The organism is Paenibacillus vini (assembly GCF_018403325.1).
GTDB lineage: Bacteria > Bacillota > Bacilli > Paenibacillales > Paenibacillaceae > Fontibacillus > Fontibacillus vini.
On the sequence record NZ_BOSL01000010.1, the window covers coordinates 169315 to 187326 of the forward strand.

An 18012-nucleotide genomic window follows, 5' to 3' on the forward strand; every position below is an offset into this window, starting at 1 on the left:
ATCCCTTTTACATTAGCCCATAATCGCTCCAATATTCTGCAAAGCAGTCACACCTTGGCGAGAGCAATGATCTTCCCCGGCAGAACCACTCCATCAGAAAGGAGGACAGGGATTTATACGAATCTATTATTGAAAGCGCATTATATGTCATTAACCCCAATAAAAGGAGTGATAACACGTAATGGATTTGAGAAAAGCATGGTTTGGAATATTCATGGCATTCATTCTAGTTTTATCAACCTTCACCCCTTCTTTTGCTGATTCGGCCAGCCCCTCGGCTACCGCGTTGGATAATGCTGCCGCGGCTTCGCCTAGCTTAAAGATTCACTTCAAAAAACCGGGAAACTGGGGAACTCCCCAACTTTATTACTACCAGACCAGTCCGAGCGTTACCGAACCCGCCTGGCAATCATCCCCGACCATGAACGCGGAACAAGGCGACTGGTATGTTTACACTATTGAAGGGGTCTCCAGTGCAAGAGTGATTTTCAAAGACAGCAACGGCAACCAGATGCCGGCGGCTAACCAGTCCGGTATGTTCAGGGATAAAGAAGGATGGTATAGCGGGACCAATTGGAGCGATAGCAACCCTAATCCTGTAGATACGGTTCCCCCGGATGTACCATCCGGCTTGACGAGCACGGCCAAAACGGACACCACCGTGACGCTATCCTGGGCCCCTGCTTCGGATAATGCCGGCGGAAGCGGATTGTCCGGGTATCTGGTCTACCGGAACGGGGCGCAAGTCGGCTCGGAAACGACCGCTACCACCTTCACGGATACCGCGCTCCTCCCAGAGACGGAATACGTCTACACGGTCAAGGCAAAAGACAAAGCAGGAAACGTGTCATCCGCCAGCAACGCTCTATCGGTGACTACCAATCCTGCGGGAAGCACCAACAAAGTATCCATTTATTACAAAATCGGTTATGCCACACCTTACATCCATTACCGGCCTGCAGGCGGTAGTTGGACGACTGTCCCGGGCATCAAAATGGAGAATGCCGAAATGCCGGGATATGCCAAATCGACTATCGATATTGGAGCCGCGGCCCGGCTTGAGGCCTGTTTCAACAACGGAAGCGGGCAATGGGACAGCAACAACGGCAACAATTACTTTTTTAATCCCGGAACCTGGACTTACTCCGCTGGAGTAATCACCCCGGGTGCTCCTTCCGGCGGTTCAACGGACACCACGCCTCCCGCCGTGCCGGCCAATTTGGCCGTGACGGGCAAGACTTCCACGACCGTGACATTATCGTGGTCCCAAAGCTTGGATAATGAAGGCGGAAACGGCCTTCAAGGGTACGAAGTTTACCGGGACGGTACCTTGGTCGACGCCAATGTAACGGCGACATCTTATACATTTAACGGCCTGTCGGCATCTACCGCTTATTCGTTCACAGTACTGGCCAAGGACAAAGCGGGGAATAAATCCTCCCAGTCCGCCCCTCTTCCCGTGACGACTTCAGAAGCGGGCGCAGGTAACCAGGCTATCGTCTACTATTACACCAAGACGCGGGCGTGGTCTCAGGTCAACATTCACTACTCCCCTGCCGGAGCCGCATGGACGACTCCTCCCGGAATAAAAATGGCGGAGGAAGCCTGCGGCGATTGGACCAAAATCACGATCAACCTCGGGGAAGCGACCAGCATGAAGGCCACGTTTAACAACGGTTCCGTTTGGGACAATAACAACGGCCAAAATTATGTGATCGGCACGGGAATCACAACCGTTAAGGACGGTGTGGTCACCGCCAATGCAATCAGCCCTTGCGCCCCTTTACCTGAAGATAATCTCCCCCCTTCGGTACCGGGAAATGTGACAGCGGTTGCAAAAGACCTCAGCATTACCTTGACCTGGAGCGCTTCGATCGACAATGAGAACGGAAGAGGCGTAGCGGGGTATGAAATCACGCGCACAGGCGGAAGCGACGGTCAAAAGGTATATACGACTACCCGAACCGATTTCACGGAAACAAAACTTGAGGCACAAACGACTTACACCTATACGGTAAAAGCCTTTGACAAGGCTGTTCCATCCAACAAATCGGCGGCCAGCCAGCCGGTCTCCGCCAAAACAGGCGATGCTCCGCTTCCTCCAGTCGGCGGGACGCCGCTTGGAGGCGATGCCCGCGAAGATTCCATTTACTTTGTCATGACCGCCCGCTTTTATGACGGGGACTCCTCGAATAACCGCGGCGGGCAGTATAATGTACCTTCGGGAAATGCGGCCAACAATGATCCGATGTTCCGGGGCGATTTTAAAGGATTGATGGAAAAGCTCGATTATATCAAGGCTCTCGGATTCTCGGCGATCTGGATTACGCCCGTCGTGCTGAACCGCTCGGATTATGATTTCCACGGTTATCACGGTTACGATTTCTACCGGGTAGATCCTCGCCTGGAGTCGAGCGGGGCAAGTTATCAGGATCTGATCAACGAAGCCCATAACAAGGGAATCAAGATCATTCAGGATGTCGTGTACAATCACTCCAGCCGATGGGGAGCGAAAGATTTGTTCACGCCAACCGTATTCGGGGTTCGCGATTCGCAGTGGAGTTGGTATTATGACGAAAAAATTCCGGGGCTGGAATATGACGGCCTTTATCCGAATGACGTTTCCGCCAAGGCTTATAACGGCGACATATGGTCTACGGAGGAGCCTGCCGGGAACACCTGCCGGAATTGGGGAACGCCGACACAGTTCTACAGCAAGGAAGGTTATCGCATTTATAACTGTCAATGGCCTAATGCAACTTCCGGCATGTTCCCTACCGAATACTATCATCCATGCTGGATCGGCAACTGGGAAGGCGAAGATTCCCGCAGTTGCTGGCTCCATGAGGATCTGGCCGATTTCAACACGGAAAGCAAGCCTGTGCAGGATTATTTGATTGGAGCCTATAACAACTTCATCGATATGGGCGTGGATGGTTTCCGGATCGATACCGCCGTCCATATACCTCGAGTGACGTGGAACCGCCACTTCCTTCCTGCCGCTCAGGAGCACTCCGCAGCGAAATTCGGTGATAAGGGAGAAAACTTCTTCATGTTCGGCGAGGTCGGTGCGTTCGTCAACGACAAGTGGAATCGCGGATCAGTCAACCATTCCGCCCAATTCTTCACCTGGAAAGAGCGCAAAGAATATAGCGCCAACGATGAAGTCGCGGCTTTAGAGCAATACAATTACGAGAATCAACTCGGTACGGCCAATCAGCCTACCTCGGACAATGCTTTCCTTCGAGGAAACAATTATCATGAGCCCGACCACAGCAAGTTCTCCGGCATGAACATCATCGACATGCGGATGCACATGAATTTCAGCGAAGCGGTCAATGCCTTCCATAACGGCAGAGATTCGGACGATGCGACCAATGACGCCACCTATAACGTGGTCTATGTCAGCAGTCACGACTTCGGTCCGAACAAATCGAGCACGGCCTACAATGGAGGAACCGGCGCCTGGGCGGAAAACATGAGCTTGATGTGGACGTTCCGGGGCATCCCGACCATCATGTACGGCGATGAAATCGAATTCCAGGCCGGTGAACAAATCGACTGCGGGCCAACCTGCCCGCTGGAAGAAACACGCCGTGCCTACTTCGGTGAAGAAATTGAAGGAACCGTGGTGGCCAGCGATTTCGGCAAGGTGGCTTCCGCTTCCGGCAAAGTCGCCGAAACGCTGCAAAAACCGCTGGTCAAACATCTGCAGCGGTTGAACCAAATTCGCCGGCAGATTCCTGCCTTGCAAAAAGGCCAATATTCAACCGAAGGCATTACAGGAAAAATGGCATTTAAACGCCGGTACACGAATGCCGCGGAAGGCGTTGACAGCTTTGCGCTTGTAGCGATCAGCGAATCCGCGACTTACACCGGTATTCCGAACGGCACCTACAAAGACGCCATTACAGGCGATGTGAAAACCGTGACGAACGGCAACTTGTCCGTTTCCTTGTCCGGCATCGGCAACCTTCGCGTCTACGTGCTGGATCTGCCGGGCAACCCGGCTCCGGGTAAGATCGGCGAAAGCGGCCCGTATCTGAAGTAGTTTGCAGGATTTCAAAAAAAAGCGCGTCTTCCTCTTCGGGAAGACGCGCTTACTCATTTTTTATTAATATGCGGTCCAGCCGGCATCAGCCGTAATTACCGTACCGTTCACAAAGCTGGACTCGTCCGACGCCAGGAACAGAGCTACCTTGGCAATCTCTTCAGGTTTGCCCACACGCGGGTTAATCGCCATGCCGAGCTGCTGTTTACCAAAGCCGAATTGGCTCATACCTTGCATGGAGGCCCCGATGTTCGTTTCCACGCCGCCCGGAGCGATCGCGTTGCAACGAATGCCTTCGGTTGCATACATATAACCCGTGTTTTTGGTGAAGCCGACAACAGCATGCTTCGACGCCGTATAAGCTGCGCCTGCACGAGCACCATTAAGTCCGCCAGCCGAAGCCACGTTGACGATAACTCCCTTTTTCTTCTCAAGGAAGATCGGCAGCACTTTACGAGTCGAACGCATTACGCTGGTCGTATTGATGGCAAATACTCTTTCCCATTTATCATCATTAATTTCGCCGGCCGGCTCCATGCCGTCCATAATTCCTGCATTGTTGATGAGGATATCTACCGTACCGTAATTTTGAACGGTCGTGTCGATCAAGTTTTGAATGTCTTCTTCAACCGCCACATTTGTCTTAATGGCAAATGCCGTACCGCCCTGGGATTTGATTTCTTCGACCGTAGCCTGGGCTCCTTCCAGATTCAAATCCGAAACGGCCACTTTCGCTCCTTCTTTAGCAAAAAGCAAAGCAATTTGTTTACCCATACCTGAAGCTGCACCGGTTACTACCGCTACTTGGTTTTGAAGTTTCACTTTCAAATACCTCCCGAAATATTCACAATTCATAGGTTAGATTGTGAATAATGTTATTGCGCTATGCATCTTCAGTATAGATAAAGCCTGATTTCACTACAATCATTAAACATTCTTCAAATGTTCATTAACGTACAAAGCGCGACCGATTGTTCGTTATCTTCTATTGATTTTGGTTGAAGTCGGCTTCCAGTTAATCATTCGAACCAGCTGATCCTGCATATAATCCGGCGAATATTGGAACCCGCTCTCGATCCAGTGAAAGACAAGGCCTAACAGGGCATTCATCGAATAAATCAAAAGGAACTCCCGATTAATCGAATCATGAGTATAGTCCAAATCCTCCGCGGCAATCTGCATGAGCGAGGCGGATATCTTTTCCTTGAATAGAGGTAAAACCTCACTTTTGAATAAAATCGTATATACGGAAGAGTTTCGATAGAAGTGATCGAAGATTTTCACCGAATTCGCAGGCAATTCGTCGATCCTGAATATTTCCACTTCCTCGTACGGAGCCCGGAAAGACTGCTTCAATTCATCGATCAATTTTGAAAAAACGTCGTCCAGCAGCATTTCTTTGCTTTCATAGTGGGCGTAGAACGTCCCCCGGTTATAGCCCGCCTTCTCGACGATTTCCTTGACGGATATAGCATGAAAGGCTTTGTTCGCCATCAGATCCAACAAGGCTTGCCTTAGAGCGGCCGTGCTTCGGGAAATGCGTTTATCTGTTTTTTGATCGCTCATGGACTAACCCCCCTTTGCACCACACTTGTAAGTATATACAAAAAACGCGGCCCCCGGAAATTCCGGAGACCGTGAAGGATAGTTACTGGTAGAATCGAATATTATACTTTTTTTACCAGAACGACGACTATACTAAAGGTGGATTTAACGTTCAAATCTCTGGTAGAGCTTCTACGTTGAAAAACCGGCACGCTCAAGCTCCGGCAACCGAATATCCTAATTTAATTACAAACATTAATTTTGGGAAAACTGTGGTCGATTGCTTTCAGCTTTTTGTCCTGAACACGTGTCAAGGCTTCCTCTAAGGATATGATATCTTCAATTGCCCGGTAAGGACGTCTCCTCGATCTAAGACTCCACTAGGTCGTTTCTTGTAACTGGGATCGTCTTGGTTATCCCGGTCTTCTCATCATGTACCGTCATAACTTCCTTGATCACCTTCAATTCGTACAACACCCGCCGCTGCTTCTCACTCCGCAATAGCTTCCTTTCCATTTGAGATTCTTACCCCAGGATAAATTTGTATCCCCTTATTTAACCGCCTATTTAGTTTCATTCTATGAAGGACAGTAAGAAAAATATATTTCACAGCGACCACTCCATTTTTCAAAATGTTACCTTTAATTTTACATTCAGAAACCATTTTATTCTATTGTGCATAAAAGACCGGCTCATGCTGCCATCGGTACTGTGACCAGCCGAAGGAAGCGGCGTTCTTCACCCAGACGCATTGTGACCGGACCACAATGCCGGCAGCCTCCATTGCATCTTCAAACTCCCTCTGCTTGGAAGAAGGGTGAAATACATAGATCGCCGCCGTTGGATCCATAATTCCGGCGTAGCGTTTAAACACGGCATGAAGAAAGCCCGCAAATTCCTCCGCGGGCATATCATCGTTCATTATGAGTTGGTGCCGGCTTCTGCTAATCGTGCAGAATCACATTCCACGGCCACATTGTAAGGAGGATCCGTGACAACCAGAGTCGCCTTCGCATCGCCCATCAACATGGCTACATCCTCCGGATCCGTTGCATCCCCACACATCAGCAGATGCGGGCCGAGCTGCCAAACATCTCCGCGCTGCGTCTCAGGTTCTTTAATATCGCCCAATGCCTTCTCAATGTCAAAATCATCTTCGATTACCGGCGGATCCATTTCTGTGATACTCGGTAATGACGCGATCAGTTCACCGATCTCCTCCTGGTCAAATTCAGATAGGCCGATATCTGCCCCGGTCTCCTGCTGTTGTTCGAGCAGCACGGCCAGCGCCTCCTCATCCCAACGACCGGAAACTTTGTTCAAAGTGAGGTTAAGCAGCCGTTCCTGCTGGTCGTCCAGGTCAACGACGCTGACGGCCAGCTCCGTATGCCCCTGTTCATTAACCATGATTTTATACCGCTGCTTGCCCGCCGACCATGTTGCCGGTCCGCTCATTCCAGACAATCGGCTCTACATACCCGAACGAAAGAATAGAGTGCTTAAGCTTCTCATATTCCTTATCACCAGACTGAAGGTAAACTCGCGGGTTATAAGCTGCTGCGTTTATTTGATCGATAGGTATGATTTTGATGTTCATGATGCACCCCCAAAAGAAAAAGCACCTAGCAGGTGCTTAAAACTTATAATCTATCTTTTTTAATTCCAACTTATGTGTAACTGTAACGTCGAAACAATCTGGGTTGAAAAAACAATAATTAACTCCATCTGGATCAACTGCGCTTTGATATCTAATCCCATCAAACCCTTTCAATTTTATGTATTCTGCTATTGCTTGAGTGGGAAGATACTCAATATCTGCGATATTCGGACGGACAGGGGCGGATAACTTCTCGCTAATTTGTCGTTTGAAACTATTAGGTCGATTTTTTTCCTCTTCCGTGGGAACAAAGTCAATAACATTCATTTGCTTCTTAGGCGTTACAGTAGCTATAACAATTGTCGCATTAATCCAAGGTCTCATTTCAGCAGCAGCGGTTTTATCACCTTCTGCAGCATACAAATAACGAATTCTTCGAGGATTTAGTCTGCCTATGCCTACGTATTTTTCTGGAGGTGCTGTTAAATCTGAATCTGAATACTGATCAACACCCTCATCCAAAATTCTAGCTCTGAAGAGAACCTTATCTGGTTCAATAATATATGGTGTTTTCATAATTGTTTCTATATGTTGACTTAGTAAAGTAGTATTACTATTAATAAAATATCTTGAAGTTTTAAATGAATCCCAAAACTCTTTTAAAACTTCATCTGTGTCTTCAGGCGTGGCCACGTAAAAGTCGATCATTCTTCCCCTCCTTGTCTTTGTATAATTCAAAAAAGAACAAAACTCAAGCGAGAAATTGCAGAAGTAGTAGCTTGCGACGCTTACTGAATCCTAGCTTATGAAACCCCGCCGACAAAAAACAATAGCCTGGATTCGAACTCCGGACTTTCAATTGATCAACATATGTGATTATGCCGTCAGGTGGCGGCTGGCCCCATTCATCAATAGTAGCGGCCACTGCGATGCGGATCATGTCGCTACTGAGATAAGTAGATTCATTGCGGAAGATAGTACACTCCCATGCAAGGAGGCCGTCGTCTCGGATGCCTGACCAGGTAACCCAAACGGCGTTGCCGGTTGCTGTTCGCAGCACAAGATTACGTCCTGGGCGGCAGAATTGAGGACTCCCTACAGTCTGACGCGAATAGTGTCGATCAACAAGAAGGCGGCAAGATCGGTCGCCCTTGTGTGTCAATAACCATGGACCGTAGTCGGGTAAATTAAGCATTAGTTGCTGTACCTAACTGCCTCCTTTAAGTTGAGTTGGTTTCCCGTACGCAGGCGCAACAAACAGGGCCGTACAGCAACGCTGTGGTCCCGTCCTGCGATTCTCTTAACTCTTGCTTATATTCGCCCCCAGAACATATGTGCCTGTCCTAGGCAAAAGAAAAGCACCCGAAGGTGCTATTTTAGCCAGTCGCGAATTTCAATTAACCCCTTGTATGCTTTCCCCCACATACTATTATCTTTTAGGTATTGCTCACCTTTATCAGTTATTACTGGCCCTATTTTAAGGAGGAGAGGTCTGTTATCAGCCCAGAATACTCCAGCGATGTAATCTTCTCGCGAGAGATAATTCACTGCGTTATCAAACTCATCTTCACTGACTCCAAAGTCTTCTTCGGTTAGAGGTGTGTTTCCTTCATTGATTTCCTTTAAGATTGCAAAACGAAGTTTATCTTTATTCATAGACACTCAGTACCTTTCTAAATCAAAGTTTAGGATAGAAAAGAGCAATATGCCTTTCATCAAATGATGTTATTGTCTTTTCTCAAAGGTCCAGAACCTACAAACGAAGCTCTCCCAATCGTTTGGCCAAAGTTCTCATGGGTCAAAAGAATTTCTCCAGTGTACAAAGAATCATCAATCCCCCATGCTTCAAATTGAACATTAGAACCATGAATGTCATTAAAAGATGATTCTGAAACTGCTACATCTAAATCAAATGACTTGAAGCCGTTCGAAACATACCAGGATAGGGACGCATTTTCAAACGAAATGTCCTTCCCATGGATGTTTAATGATTTCAAAGATACCATTGACATTTTGCACTTCCTCCTTTGCCATCAACTTTTCAACATAAAAGATTTACTAAGAGTAAAAAGCATCCGAGGATGGTTAAAATTCATTAGATTGACAATTGATCTGCTATTTTTCTCAGAATAACTTCCCTAAGTATTTGATGAATATCTTCTGGAAATACCTCAACACTGATAGGAAAACTAGAATCATCAATGAGCGTGAGCACCTTGATGTCGTCTGGGTGAATTGTAATTATAACTCTGCCCACATTAATAAAACTAATTGTAACTTTTCATTCAAGAGGACTTAAGCCAATTAGTTCGCTATTTGAATGTATACCGTATGGTTCTGCCTTTAACTCTAATAAAACCTCCTGTAACGCCTTTGTGATCCTGTCTCTTTCTTCAATGTATTCATCAACCGTAGTTTTTAATTTTTCGCGCCAATCCATTTTAAGCGCCTCCTTCCTAAATCAAATTTCGACATTAGGAAGGACTTCCCTGCTTGATGCATCGGCTGGTTACTGTAGAACTGTTTCGCTCCTGTCCACGAACCCCACATGCATCTTTTGCACTTTGCTGGCTGCTTCGGTTCCGATCGCGGACGTTGCAATTGATTACGCTTACCGGCCATGTCGCCGTTCACCTCGGTTCCTCGGCGGTTCTATTCTGCCTTGTGTCACTTTAAAAAGGCTTTTGATGATTCTAATTCTCCCGGGTAATCACGCTCCTAAATATATAAAATTGATAGTCCCTTCCTCCTAATTAATTTCCTTTAATTCCATTATTTATATCATTAATTGCATAATATTGTTAAATTGGTATAATATAAGTACTTTACTATATTTTACAGATTTGAAAGTGAATCAGAGTGTGAAAGGAGGTAGCAAGGTAGAGCATTTATTTTCTAAAATTATATGAAAGAGGGATGAAAATGTTTAAAAAGGCTATTTTATTAATTTCACTTTCTTTGTTAATGGTGATCACACCAATTTCACAACCGGCAAGTGCATTCGAAAGGCAGAAAACTGATAAATCTAATATAGTAATATATCCAAAAGGTTTATCAATACCACAGGATATCATTCAAGATTTGAAAGATAGTAACCCTGATGCCGGAATAATTACTATTTATGAATATAGTGAGGTCCCAAGCGTTGAAGATAGAACTAGTCAAAATAGTGTCTCCCCCTTGGGCCTTCCTACAACATACGTCTATAAGTATATAAATAGCACAAAGGTTACTGTGGCCGATGCACTTAACAAAGATGAGTTCAAGTTTTCGGTGGCTAGAGGTGAGGAGGTAACATTATCCCGGACATATACTGGTTCTCTTACAGGGTCTCTTTCTGGATCACCTTTTGATAAAGGTGCTATCGGTGCCAATATAACTATAACAGCACAATACACTAAAGGAACAAAATACACAGGGCCATCTGAGTCCTCTAGCTTTAACACAAGAGAATTCAGAATGAAATTTTATGAGGAACGGGGCACTTGGAAACAAATCAAACAAGCTATCAGCACTATAAACCAAGAGGTAATAGCTACTGACACAAAAGAAGGTACCTATAAAAAGCCAACCCGTTTCCTATCTTATAGTATTGACAAGAAAATCTAATGAGAAGACGTAAACACACAATAGGCATTATCACTATTCTGTTACTTCTAGTTTCTTTACCAGCTGGAGCGATATTAGGAAATTTATCTCTCAAATTAGTGGATTTGACACCAGTGATGCAAGATGTTTTTATCCTTTTATCTATAACAATTTGCATATTAGCATCAATTATTTTTTATATAACTTTTTCAAAAGAAACTAAACCTTAAAGAACCTAAACACGGGAGGGTGTCACGAAGGTCATCAAGATTGATTAAGTGACTACCCTCTCTCCCTTTCCCTTTGGATAAAATAACCTCATATAGGTAGTTAAGGATATTCCCTATATGTGTACAAAAAAATAATATTTCAAATACATATGAATTTTTAGAAATGATACATACACTCTCAATTCGTATAGATCCTGATAATTGAGAAACTTTCTACTCCTAGATTAAGAAAAATTAAATAGATAGGCGAGAAGAGTTACGCCCCGGTTTCAATGCCGCATTCATGCGGCCGTGCATGTCATTCCCGCCTTTTTCCATGCTTACATTCTACACGGCAATTAATTCAAGTGGTGTTCAAATTTAATTCAACTTATGGTCAATTTTATCCGTCATTTATATGAAAAAGATGAAACTATTATTCAACTAGAAATTTTTACCTTCTCCCTTATTGGTATATATTGTATTATTTAATAGTATTATTAAAAAAAGTGAAGAGGTGCATTAAATGAAACATCATGTATTTAAGAAGGTTTTACTTGTGTCGTCTGTCATGCTTTTGTCGATCACTGGTTCCGCTTTTGCTGAAGATGCCGTAATTACAAATAAAGGTGAAAGATTACCTTTAGATGCAAATGTTCGTCTTTCCGTTAGCTTGAAGGATTCTGTAACCCCTGTAATCTTGCAAAGTGAATTGACTCTTGTCTCTGAGGAAATTGGAGTATATAATCAGCAAAAGAATGTCACGGTTTCAAGAGACTTTGCTCCAAACGAGACTATTCCTTCATCAATTATTTATACCGAGGATAACGGATCTCAAGGAAGATGGGGTGGAACCCTTAGTAGAACTAATGATCCTGCACCAGTAGCGCTTCCAGGTGGTGGACTTAGAGTCTACTACAAAGGAACTGTTTATAAGGATGTTGACTAAGCACTAATTTATTTTTAAATTGATAAAAAGCAAAAAGAATAGTTCCCTATTCTTTTTGCTTTTTTATTTGTTAAAGTTTCTATATCTCATCGTCCTCAAAAAATCCCATTAACTTCAATATGTTCGCTATGCCCACCGTTCCCTCTTCGATTTTCCACCGAATCGTACTGTCGCTCATGCTGTGCCGAAAAAACAACAACGTCTCCTTGCGAGAATAGCCCTGTATATATCTATAATCAATCGCCCGCCTCTCTTCAACATCTAAGATAAGCCCCCAGGCCCGCCGCAACTGCTGCGTATAAAACTTATATTGTTAATACACCCAACGTTGCTTTTCGATCAGGATTGCCGCGTTCGCAGTCTTGTCCGCATAAAGGTCTTCCTGATCGATCTGGCGCGCCGTTCCCCCTACGACTGCCGTCTGCTTCAGTTCCTCTTCATGTTCATCGAAATCCTGCATCAGCATCATCATCTCTTTATATTTCCCTAGCAGGTGCGCTGGACCTCCTGCTTCGAAGCTGTTGGAAAGAGTTCTTCTTGTTCCCATGCCATCGCACTCTTCCCCAAACTAAAAAGGTGAAGTTTGAAGTACGGAATGAGGATCAATTAAGAATATTCCTTGATTATGCTAAACGCAAACAGTACTTTATGGCATTCGAACTCGCTTTATCAATCGGAATGCGGCAAAGCGAAATCCTTGCGCTTCGCAGGATGGACGTCCATCTTGCCAATGAAACCGTATCCGTTCGCAAAGCATACACACTAGCTGAAGTCGGTCATGATTTTGATGATACCAAGAATGATTTTAATACCCGATCAATAGCCCTTTTTGAGAGTACTGTTCGGTTTTTAAAAGAACACTTTGACACTTCCAGCCGAATTATTGCTGAAAAACCCACTTTACTTAACTAAAGGGTAGAAAAATGGTAGAAACATCACGAATTGAACAAAAAAGCGCGGCCCCGGAAAATCTCGGAGACCGCGCCGTGCTTGAATCTTAAAGATGCTGATGAAGGGATTCGAACCCCCGACCTACGCATTACGAATGCGTTGCTCTACCAGCTGAGCTACATCAGCAGATTCACTTTTAAAGTGAAACAAAAATTATTATACTCCGTTTCGGGAATATTGCAAGGTCCAATCTCTGGAAAAATGGGAATTCTAACTCGGCCCTGTTACTATCCGAATCAACCGTTACAAGCCCAGCTTATCCTGCACTGACCGGAGCTTCTGCTCGGACGAACCCTCTTTGTCCCTGCGATCATCGATTTTGATCGATGTAGATACCCGTTTGGCATCGGAGTGAAACGGCGCCTCATGAATCGCCCGGATTGCGGCGAAAATATCATCCAGCGGCCCTTCAATAATGGTACTCATCGAGGTGAGCGTGTACTTGATTCCCTTTTGTTGTTCGAGTACTCGTTGCAGCTCGGCAACATAGGAGCTAAGACTAGTGGACCCTGTACCGATGGGAATAACCGTTACTTCCGCAATCGCCATAATTAAGCGCCTCCCTGATTATACGCATTATTATCTTGCCTTCCCTTATTGTAACAAGATTCGCTCCGGAATATCAAACCGGGGAACCACGAGTTATAAGATAAAAATCAGGGGGCGCCATGGATGTACACCGCGTTAGCGAGAACTTTGTTTCCCAGCCTTTAAGCCGACTGGTCTCCGAGCTCCTCCAGATCATCGTCTACCGGAAGCGAAAGACTCTTTTTGAGCAGTCCTTTGATGATGTTGGCGGACTTGACCTTGATATCTAAAGCAGGCGACACTTCAATCCGGTAAGCTCCCTCCTGAATCAATACTTTGAGTTCCTCCACGGTATCGAAATTCCGGTCAAACTCATTCAGGACGCTACCGTACTGCATGAACTGGTGCGTGTCGCTTCCGGCGACCACGGGGCGGCCTAGCCGTTTCGCAAACTCCCCGATTTTAGCGTGGTAAGCTTCGAGCCCTTGGGCGTAAACGTCTTTACCGTTCAGGTCAAAGGCATCCAGACGCTTCAACAATTCATCGGGCAAATGATGAAGCGGTGTCCCTTCCCGGAACGGATGGGCTCCGATTCTCAAGAACCCTCCCTCTTCACTCCAGTCGAGCAAGGTGCGAAAATCGACGAACCGGCCTTTTTCCGTATGCGGCTCCAGACGGCTTCTAAGCTCAAGCACGTTGTCCCGCTGACCGATGATCAGGATGTGTCCCGTCTCTTTAATGTCGACCTCGATGCCCGGGAACACCTTGATTCCCTCAGCTAAATAATAACCGTGTTCATAGGGATAATTGCGATCCAGCATCTCGTAAATATCCTCATAGCGCAAAGTGTTGAAATGCTCCGTCATTGCAATGGCGTCCAGCCCGTTCCCTTTAGCCTCGGCCATCATCTCCCTGAAATAAGCGGGGCTGAATTCACTCTTCTTGGAAAGCTTCACATGGGTGTGCAGATCGATTTTCATAAATGTTCTCCTTTATTTAGAGGTTAAATTGTGCGGCAAGAACATACAGAGCGGCCACATAGATCACCGAGACGGCCAGGAACAACGCATCGCGGCGCGTAAATTTCATGTGCGATAACTTGATCCGTTTGACCTCGGGCGATTGGTAGGCATAGGAGAAACCTTTAGTTTCCAACGCTTCCACCGTGGTGCGCGTTCTTTTCGCGATGCTCAGTATTAAAGGGTAAAAAGAGAGTACGGCGATTTTCAGAAAATAAACGATACTCCGCAGATATAAAATACCGTGCCGCTCCGGGGCCTTTCCGCGCAGCCGGAACGACAGGAAAATATGATGGTATTCCTCCAGCAGACTAGGGAGCATCCGATAGCCGTAGGCTATGCCAAATGAAACCTGCTTCGGCACTCCGATACTAAGCAGACCGTCGCTCAGCTTCTCCGGATCCATGGAACAGAACACGGTAATGCTGGCCAGCGAGATGACGGACAATTTCAGCGTCAGCTTCAGCAGCGGCAGAATGGTTTCCCCGCCTCCCCCAAAGAGCCACGATACGATCAGCAGATACCCGGCCTGGCTCAGCAGTCCGAGGCACAGTATTCCAATAATAAGCGGACTAACCCGCGACATCATCGTCGTCAGGGCCATAAGGAAGAACAAGCCGAACAATAAAATCACGTCATGGATGAACCACGGGGCAATCCCGAAATACAAATACCAAAGGAACGGGGTCCGCGGGTCCAGCTTGGCGAGAAAAGTATCGCCGTTGCCGTAGGCCGTATTAAGCAATTCAATTTTGACGCCCTCGACCGATACCCGGTCCATAAGCTTACGTACATACTCCATGAGCCAACGCCTCCCTTCTTCCGGCAGCCTTCCAGCGCTGCGCGAATTCATCCACCGTGTAGCAAAGCTGCGGCATTCCAAGAGACCGGCTCAGCTCCAAAATTTGCGGTGCGGTCAAACCGGCCAGCTCCAGCAAATCGGCATCGGCGAACACCGACTCCCGGGTACCGTTTCGGATCATCCGGCCCTGATGCATAACGATGACGCGGTTGGCCCACTCCGCAACGAGCTGCATATCGTGAGTCGCTACGATCACCGTTTCCACGTGGCGGTTCAGTTGCTGAAGCAGCCGCGTAATATCCTTGCGGGTTGCAATATCGAGATTGGCCGTCGGCTCATCCAGCAAGATGACCGACGGATTCATCGCTACTCCGATCGCCAGCGAGGCGCGCCGCTGCTGTCCGCCGCTCAGCAGGCGTCCGTCGCGGTGCTGAAGCTCCGTCAGCCCGAAGCTCTCCAGAATATCATCCACTTTCCGCTCGTATCCTTGCACGCTGCGGGCCTTCAGGAAGAACTCCACATCCTTTCGGATCGAGTCCTCAATGAACATCTCCTCGGGATTCTGGTAAATGTAAGTCACCATATCCGCCAGTTGCTCCGGTGGTGTTCGCAGCGTATCTACGCCTTTCACCCGGACATGACCGGCTTCCGGCTTCGTTACCCCGGTGATCAGCTTCAGGAAAGAAGACTTACCGGCTCCGTTATTTCCTACGAGGGCAACCAGGTCGCCCGGGTTGAAGGTTACGCTGACATCGTCCAGCACAATCTTCCGTTCCCTCGTAACCGTCCGGTAGGAGAAACGGGCATGCTTGACCTCGATGACCGGTTCAGAACCGTTTATCGAGTTTTCCGAGCTTATCGAGTCGCCTAGCCCCATCGTCGAATTGACGATCTCCAGAGAACCAAGGGGATCAACAGCCTCCCCTTCCCCCTCACGCTCCTCGCGATGCTCCCCCTGAAAACGGCCAAAATACTGTACAGCTTCCTCCAAGGTAACCGGATACTCCCCAATCCCTTCTCCGGTTCTTCCAGTCCCTTGCACATTACCGGACTCACCCACTTTTGCGGCGGCCTGCGTGACCTGAGGCGGAAAAATATGACTCGCCTCCAGTTGGCGCAGCTCGCGCAGCGCTTCCTTAACCGGCTTGGACCAGAGAACCCGCCCTGCATCCATAAGCACGACCGTCTTGCAATATTCGGCGATAAATTCGGTATGATGCTCGATCACGATAATCGTTTTTCCGTGAAATTCGTTCAAATTCCTCAGCAGATCGTAAATCTTCCCGGCATGGCTTGGGTCTAGCTGAGCCACCGGCTCATCGATAATCAGGATGTCGGGATCCAGCGAGATGGCACCGGCCAAGGCGAGCTGATGCTTCTGTCCGCCGCTGAGCTGCCAGATGAACTCCTTCGGATCGCACTGAAGATCAACCAGCCGTAGAGCCCGGCGCCCGCGCTCCATGTAATCCTCGAAGCCATAGTTCAGCGGGGCGAACCCCGCATCGTCCAATACCGTCGGGCGAATCAGTTGATTTTCGAAGTCCTGATACACGTAACCGACATGGCGTGACAGCTGCGCAACATTATGCTTCAGCGTATCGAGTCCGTTCACTTGAACGTTGCCCTCGTAATCGCCGACATAATAGTGCGGTATCAGCCCATTCAGCGTTTTGCACAGCGTGGATTTGCCGCTGCCGTTCCCTCCGATCACGGCGACGAAATCGCCGCGCTTGATCTCCAGGGAAACTCCGTTCAACACCGATTGCTCGGCACCCGGATATGTAAATGTGACCCCTTCCATGACAACGATATTGTTTTCATCACGCATTAAGCCTGACCGCTCCTATCTATTTGCTGTGGTGTTCTTTTGCCTTTGCGGATCATCAGCAGAATCGTAATCAATGCCACGATGGCAGCCGCACCGATACTAACCCAGATGAACCACCCGCCGATGCTCTCCAGGAAATCCGCATCCCAGTCGATCAGCGCCATATCCGACTCCGCCAGAAATTCTGCGCCGAACGCTGCAAAAGCCAGAACTATCGAGATAACGATCAACCGAGGAGCGATGATTTCACCCAGTGAATATTTCATCCGGTTATCGCGCGGTTTCATGCCGAGCAACGGCTCAATTTTGCCATATAAACGTGGGACCAGATACAAGGTCGGCAACAAAGCGAACAAAATACCGGAGAACAGGACGTCATTTAGAAAAGAAACCCCTTCTACAACCACTACGCTTTGCGCCAAGCCCGGCACGGCTTCGAATTCCTCTACCCCCACCCATACCTTGGCAATATCCACCGCACTGCTGATAAACTGGTGGATGACAACTCCGGTAATCGCGGCAATCCCGACCTGTCTGCGGTTACGCGGATCGTTGACGAGACTTCCGGCAATGAACATGGCGAGCGAAAATCCGATGAATTTCTCCAGTTCGCCGAGACCCCCGAATTGACCAAGCATAATCTCGCCGAATATCACTTCGCCCAGCGCTGCGCCGACGGCGGCATAAAACGGATGGAACAGGATACATAATGTCAGCGGAATAAACGCGAAGTACTCCACCGAGAATTCCACCGGGCCGAGACGCAGGGATGGAATCAGCTCCGTAATCATGTTGGACAAGCCATACAAGGACATAGACAACATAAACACCATCATTTTTTGCGATTGCGTAAGTACATATCTTTTTTGGGATTGAATCACTTGCTTTCCCTCCTTTTATATTTGGGTTGTTCAAACGCCCTTTCTTCAGGCTAATCCTAATATA

The 18012-nt window shown here is 47.3% G+C and carries 20 protein-coding genes and 1 tRNA gene; 4 read left to right on the forward strand and 17 right to left on the reverse strand.

Annotated features, from left to right (window positions below):
- Positions 1 to 181: 181 nt before the first annotated feature.
- Positions 182 to 4051: a carbohydrate binding domain-containing protein gene (locus tag KJS57_RS16245; protein ID WP_213655587.1), complete on the forward strand. Its 3870-nt coding sequence runs from the start codon at positions 182 to 184 to the stop codon at positions 4049 to 4051.
- Positions 4052 to 4114: 63 nt separating this feature from the next.
- Here KJS57_RS16245 and KJS57_RS16250 read toward each other — a convergent pair whose 3' ends face one another.
- The 10 genes from KJS57_RS16250 to KJS57_RS16285 form a co-directional block, all read right to left on the reverse strand.
- The gene (locus KJS57_RS16250; RefSeq protein WP_213655588.1) at positions 4115 to 4873 is read right to left on the reverse strand and encodes an SDR family oxidoreductase; all 759 of its coding nucleotides are present in this window, start codon (positions 4871 to 4873) and stop codon (positions 4115 to 4117) included.
- A 156-nt stretch (positions 4874 to 5029) separates the two neighbouring features.
- Entirely contained in the window at positions 5030 to 5617 is a 588-nt protein-coding gene (locus KJS57_RS16255; protein ID WP_213655589.1) for a TetR/AcrR family transcriptional regulator, read from the reverse strand.
- Between the two features lie 348 nt (positions 5618 to 5965).
- The gene (locus KJS57_RS16260; protein ID WP_213655590.1) at positions 5966 to 6112 is read right to left on the reverse strand and encodes a hypothetical protein; all 147 of its coding nucleotides are present in this window, start codon (positions 6110 to 6112) and stop codon (positions 5966 to 5968) included.
- 154 nt (positions 6113 to 6266) lie between these two features.
- Positions 6267 to 6518, reverse strand: coding sequence for a hypothetical protein (locus KJS57_RS26715; protein WP_306434238.1), 252 nt, complete (start codon positions 6516 to 6518; stop codon positions 6267 to 6269).
- Positions 6518 to 7051 carry a ParB N-terminal domain-containing protein gene (locus KJS57_RS26720; RefSeq protein ID WP_306434239.1) on the reverse strand — a complete coding sequence of 178 codons (534 nt, stop codon included), beginning with the start codon at positions 7049 to 7051 and terminating at the stop codon, positions 6518 to 6520. The genes KJS57_RS26715 and KJS57_RS26720 overlap by 1 nt, the downstream gene beginning before the upstream one ends.
- Positions 7008 to 7193 carry a ParB N-terminal domain-containing protein gene (locus KJS57_RS26725; protein ID WP_306434240.1) on the reverse strand — a complete coding sequence of 62 codons (186 nt, stop codon included), beginning with the start codon at positions 7191 to 7193 and terminating at the stop codon, positions 7008 to 7010. The genes KJS57_RS26720 and KJS57_RS26725 overlap by 44 nt, the downstream gene beginning before the upstream one ends.
- Positions 7194 to 7229: 36 nt before the next feature.
- Positions 7230 to 7901 (reverse strand): RES family NAD+ phosphorylase, encoded by a 672-nt coding sequence (locus KJS57_RS16270; RefSeq protein ID WP_213655591.1) that lies wholly within the window; start codon positions 7899 to 7901, stop codon positions 7230 to 7232.
- Positions 7902 to 8564: 663 nt separating this feature from the next.
- Positions 8565 to 8849 carry a YjcQ family protein gene (locus tag KJS57_RS16275; RefSeq protein ID WP_213655592.1) on the reverse strand — a complete coding sequence of 95 codons (285 nt, stop codon included), beginning with the start codon at positions 8847 to 8849 and terminating at the stop codon, positions 8565 to 8567.
- Positions 8850 to 8908: 59 nt separating this feature from the next.
- A complete protein-coding gene (locus KJS57_RS16280) occupies positions 8909 to 9205 on the reverse strand; it encodes a hypothetical protein (protein ID WP_213655593.1) in 297 nt (98 codons plus the stop codon).
- A gap of 269 nt (positions 9206 to 9474) precedes the next feature.
- Positions 9475 to 9633, reverse strand: coding sequence for a hypothetical protein (locus tag KJS57_RS16285; protein WP_213655594.1), 159 nt, complete (start codon positions 9631 to 9633; stop codon positions 9475 to 9477).
- A gap of 482 nt (positions 9634 to 10115) precedes the next feature.
- Here KJS57_RS16285 and KJS57_RS16290 point away from each other — a divergent pair, with 482 nt between their 5' ends.
- Positions 10116 to 10802 carry a hypothetical protein gene (locus KJS57_RS16290; protein WP_213655595.1) on the forward strand — a complete coding sequence of 229 codons (687 nt, stop codon included), beginning with the start codon at positions 10116 to 10118 and terminating at the stop codon, positions 10800 to 10802.
- 714 nt (positions 10803 to 11516) lie between these two features.
- Positions 11517 to 11939, forward strand: a complete 423-nt coding sequence (locus KJS57_RS16295) for a hypothetical protein (RefSeq protein WP_213655596.1) — start codon at positions 11517 to 11519, stop codon at positions 11937 to 11939.
- Between the two features lie 313 nt (positions 11940 to 12252).
- On the opposite strand, the gene KJS57_RS26525 is transcribed toward KJS57_RS16295, so the two are convergent.
- Positions 12253 to 12486 (reverse strand): hypothetical protein, encoded by a 234-nt coding sequence (locus KJS57_RS26525; protein ID WP_244861592.1) that lies wholly within the window; start codon positions 12484 to 12486, stop codon positions 12253 to 12255.
- On the opposite strand from KJS57_RS26525, the gene KJS57_RS16305 reads away from it, so the two are divergent.
- Entirely contained in the window at positions 12477 to 12851 is a 375-nt protein-coding gene (locus KJS57_RS16305) for a site-specific integrase (protein WP_213655597.1), read from the forward strand. The genes KJS57_RS26525 and KJS57_RS16305 overlap by 10 nt on opposite strands.
- Positions 12852 to 12943: 92 nt before the next feature.
- On the opposite strand, the gene KJS57_RS16310 is transcribed toward KJS57_RS16305, so the two are convergent.
- The 6 genes from KJS57_RS16310 to KJS57_RS16335 all read right to left on the reverse strand — a co-directional run bounded on the left by KJS57_RS16310 (position 12944) and on the right by KJS57_RS16335 (position 17948).
- A tRNA-Thr gene (locus KJS57_RS16310) sits at positions 12944 to 13016 on the reverse strand.
- 117 nt (positions 13017 to 13133) lie between these two features.
- Positions 13134 to 13439: an MTH1187 family thiamine-binding protein gene (locus tag KJS57_RS16315; protein WP_213655598.1), complete on the reverse strand. Its 306-nt coding sequence runs from the start codon at positions 13437 to 13439 to the stop codon at positions 13134 to 13136.
- Positions 13440 to 13600: 161 nt separating this feature from the next.
- The gene (locus KJS57_RS16320) at positions 13601 to 14398 is read right to left on the reverse strand and encodes a PHP domain-containing protein (protein ID WP_213655599.1); all 798 of its coding nucleotides are present in this window, start codon (positions 14396 to 14398) and stop codon (positions 13601 to 13603) included.
- A 16-nt stretch (positions 14399 to 14414) separates the two neighbouring features.
- Positions 14415 to 15239, reverse strand: a complete 825-nt coding sequence (locus KJS57_RS16325) for an energy-coupling factor transporter transmembrane component T family protein (protein WP_213655600.1) — start codon at positions 15237 to 15239, stop codon at positions 14415 to 14417.
- Positions 15223 to 17067 carry an ABC transporter ATP-binding protein gene (locus tag KJS57_RS16330; RefSeq protein WP_213655601.1) on the reverse strand — a complete coding sequence of 615 codons (1845 nt, stop codon included), beginning with the start codon at positions 17065 to 17067 and terminating at the stop codon, positions 15223 to 15225. Before KJS57_RS16330 ends, KJS57_RS16325 begins: the two co-directional genes overlap by 17 nt.
- Positions 17067 to 17948 (reverse strand): DUF8171 family membrane protein, encoded by an 882-nt coding sequence (locus KJS57_RS16335; protein WP_244861593.1) that lies wholly within the window; start codon positions 17946 to 17948, stop codon positions 17067 to 17069. Before KJS57_RS16335 ends, KJS57_RS16330 begins: the two co-directional genes overlap by 1 nt.
- Positions 17949 to 18012 lie beyond the last annotated feature (64 nt).

Bases quoted from the DNA above. Each gene is read 5' to 3' on its own strand.
- KJS57_RS16275 (WP_213655592.1), bottom strand. From the start codon at position 8,849: ATGAATAAAGATAAACTTCGTTTTGCAATCTTAAAGGAAATCAATGAA.
- KJS57_RS26525 (WP_244861592.1), bottom strand. From the start codon at position 12,486: ATGGGAACAAGAAGAACTCTTTCCAACAGCTTCGAAGCAGGAGGTCCA.
- KJS57_RS26720 (WP_306434239.1), bottom strand. From the start codon at position 7,051: ATGAGCGGACCGGCAACATGGTCGGCGGGCAAGCAGCGGTATAAAATC.
- KJS57_RS16285 (WP_213655594.1), bottom strand. From the start codon at position 9,633: ATGGATTGGCGCGAAAAATTAAAAACTACGGTTGATGAATACATTGAA.
- KJS57_RS16290 (WP_213655595.1), top strand. From the start codon at position 10,116: ATGTTTAAAAAGGCTATTTTATTAATTTCACTTTCTTTGTTAATGGTG.
- KJS57_RS16315 (WP_213655598.1), bottom strand. From the start codon at position 13,439: ATGGCGATTGCGGAAGTAACGGTTATTCCCATCGGTACAGGGTCCACT.
- KJS57_RS16270 (WP_213655591.1), bottom strand. From the start codon at position 7,901: ATGATCGACTTTTACGTGGCCACGCCTGAAGACACAGATGAAGTTTTA.
- KJS57_RS16255 (WP_213655589.1), bottom strand. From the start codon at position 5,617: ATGAGCGATCAAAAAACAGATAAACGCATTTCCCGAAGCACGGCCGCT.
- KJS57_RS26715 (WP_306434238.1), bottom strand. From the start codon at position 6,518: ATGAACGATGATATGCCCGCGGAGGAATTTGCGGGCTTTCTTCATGCC.
- KJS57_RS16330 (WP_213655601.1), bottom strand. From the start codon at position 17,067: ATGCGTGATGAAAACAATATCGTTGTCATGGAAGGGGTCACATTTACA.
- KJS57_RS16260 (WP_213655590.1), bottom strand. From the start codon at position 6,112: ATGGAAAGGAAGCTATTGCGGAGTGAGAAGCAGCGGCGGGTGTTGTAC.
- KJS57_RS16280 (WP_213655593.1), bottom strand. From the start codon at position 9,205: ATGTCAATGGTATCTTTGAAATCATTAAACATCCATGGGAAGGACATT.
- KJS57_RS16295 (WP_213655596.1), top strand. From the start codon at position 11,517: ATGAAACATCATGTATTTAAGAAGGTTTTACTTGTGTCGTCTGTCATG.
- KJS57_RS16325 (WP_213655600.1), bottom strand. From the start codon at position 15,239: ATGGAGTATGTACGTAAGCTTATGGACCGGGTATCGGTCGAGGGCGTC.
- KJS57_RS26725 (WP_306434240.1), bottom strand. From the start codon at position 7,193: ATGAACATCAAAATCATACCTATCGATCAAATAAACGCAGCAGCTTAT.
- KJS57_RS16320 (WP_213655599.1), bottom strand. From the start codon at position 14,398: ATGAAAATCGATCTGCACACCCATGTGAAGCTTTCCAAGAAGAGTGAA.
- KJS57_RS16245 (WP_213655587.1), top strand. From the start codon at position 182: ATGGATTTGAGAAAAGCATGGTTTGGAATATTCATGGCATTCATTCTA.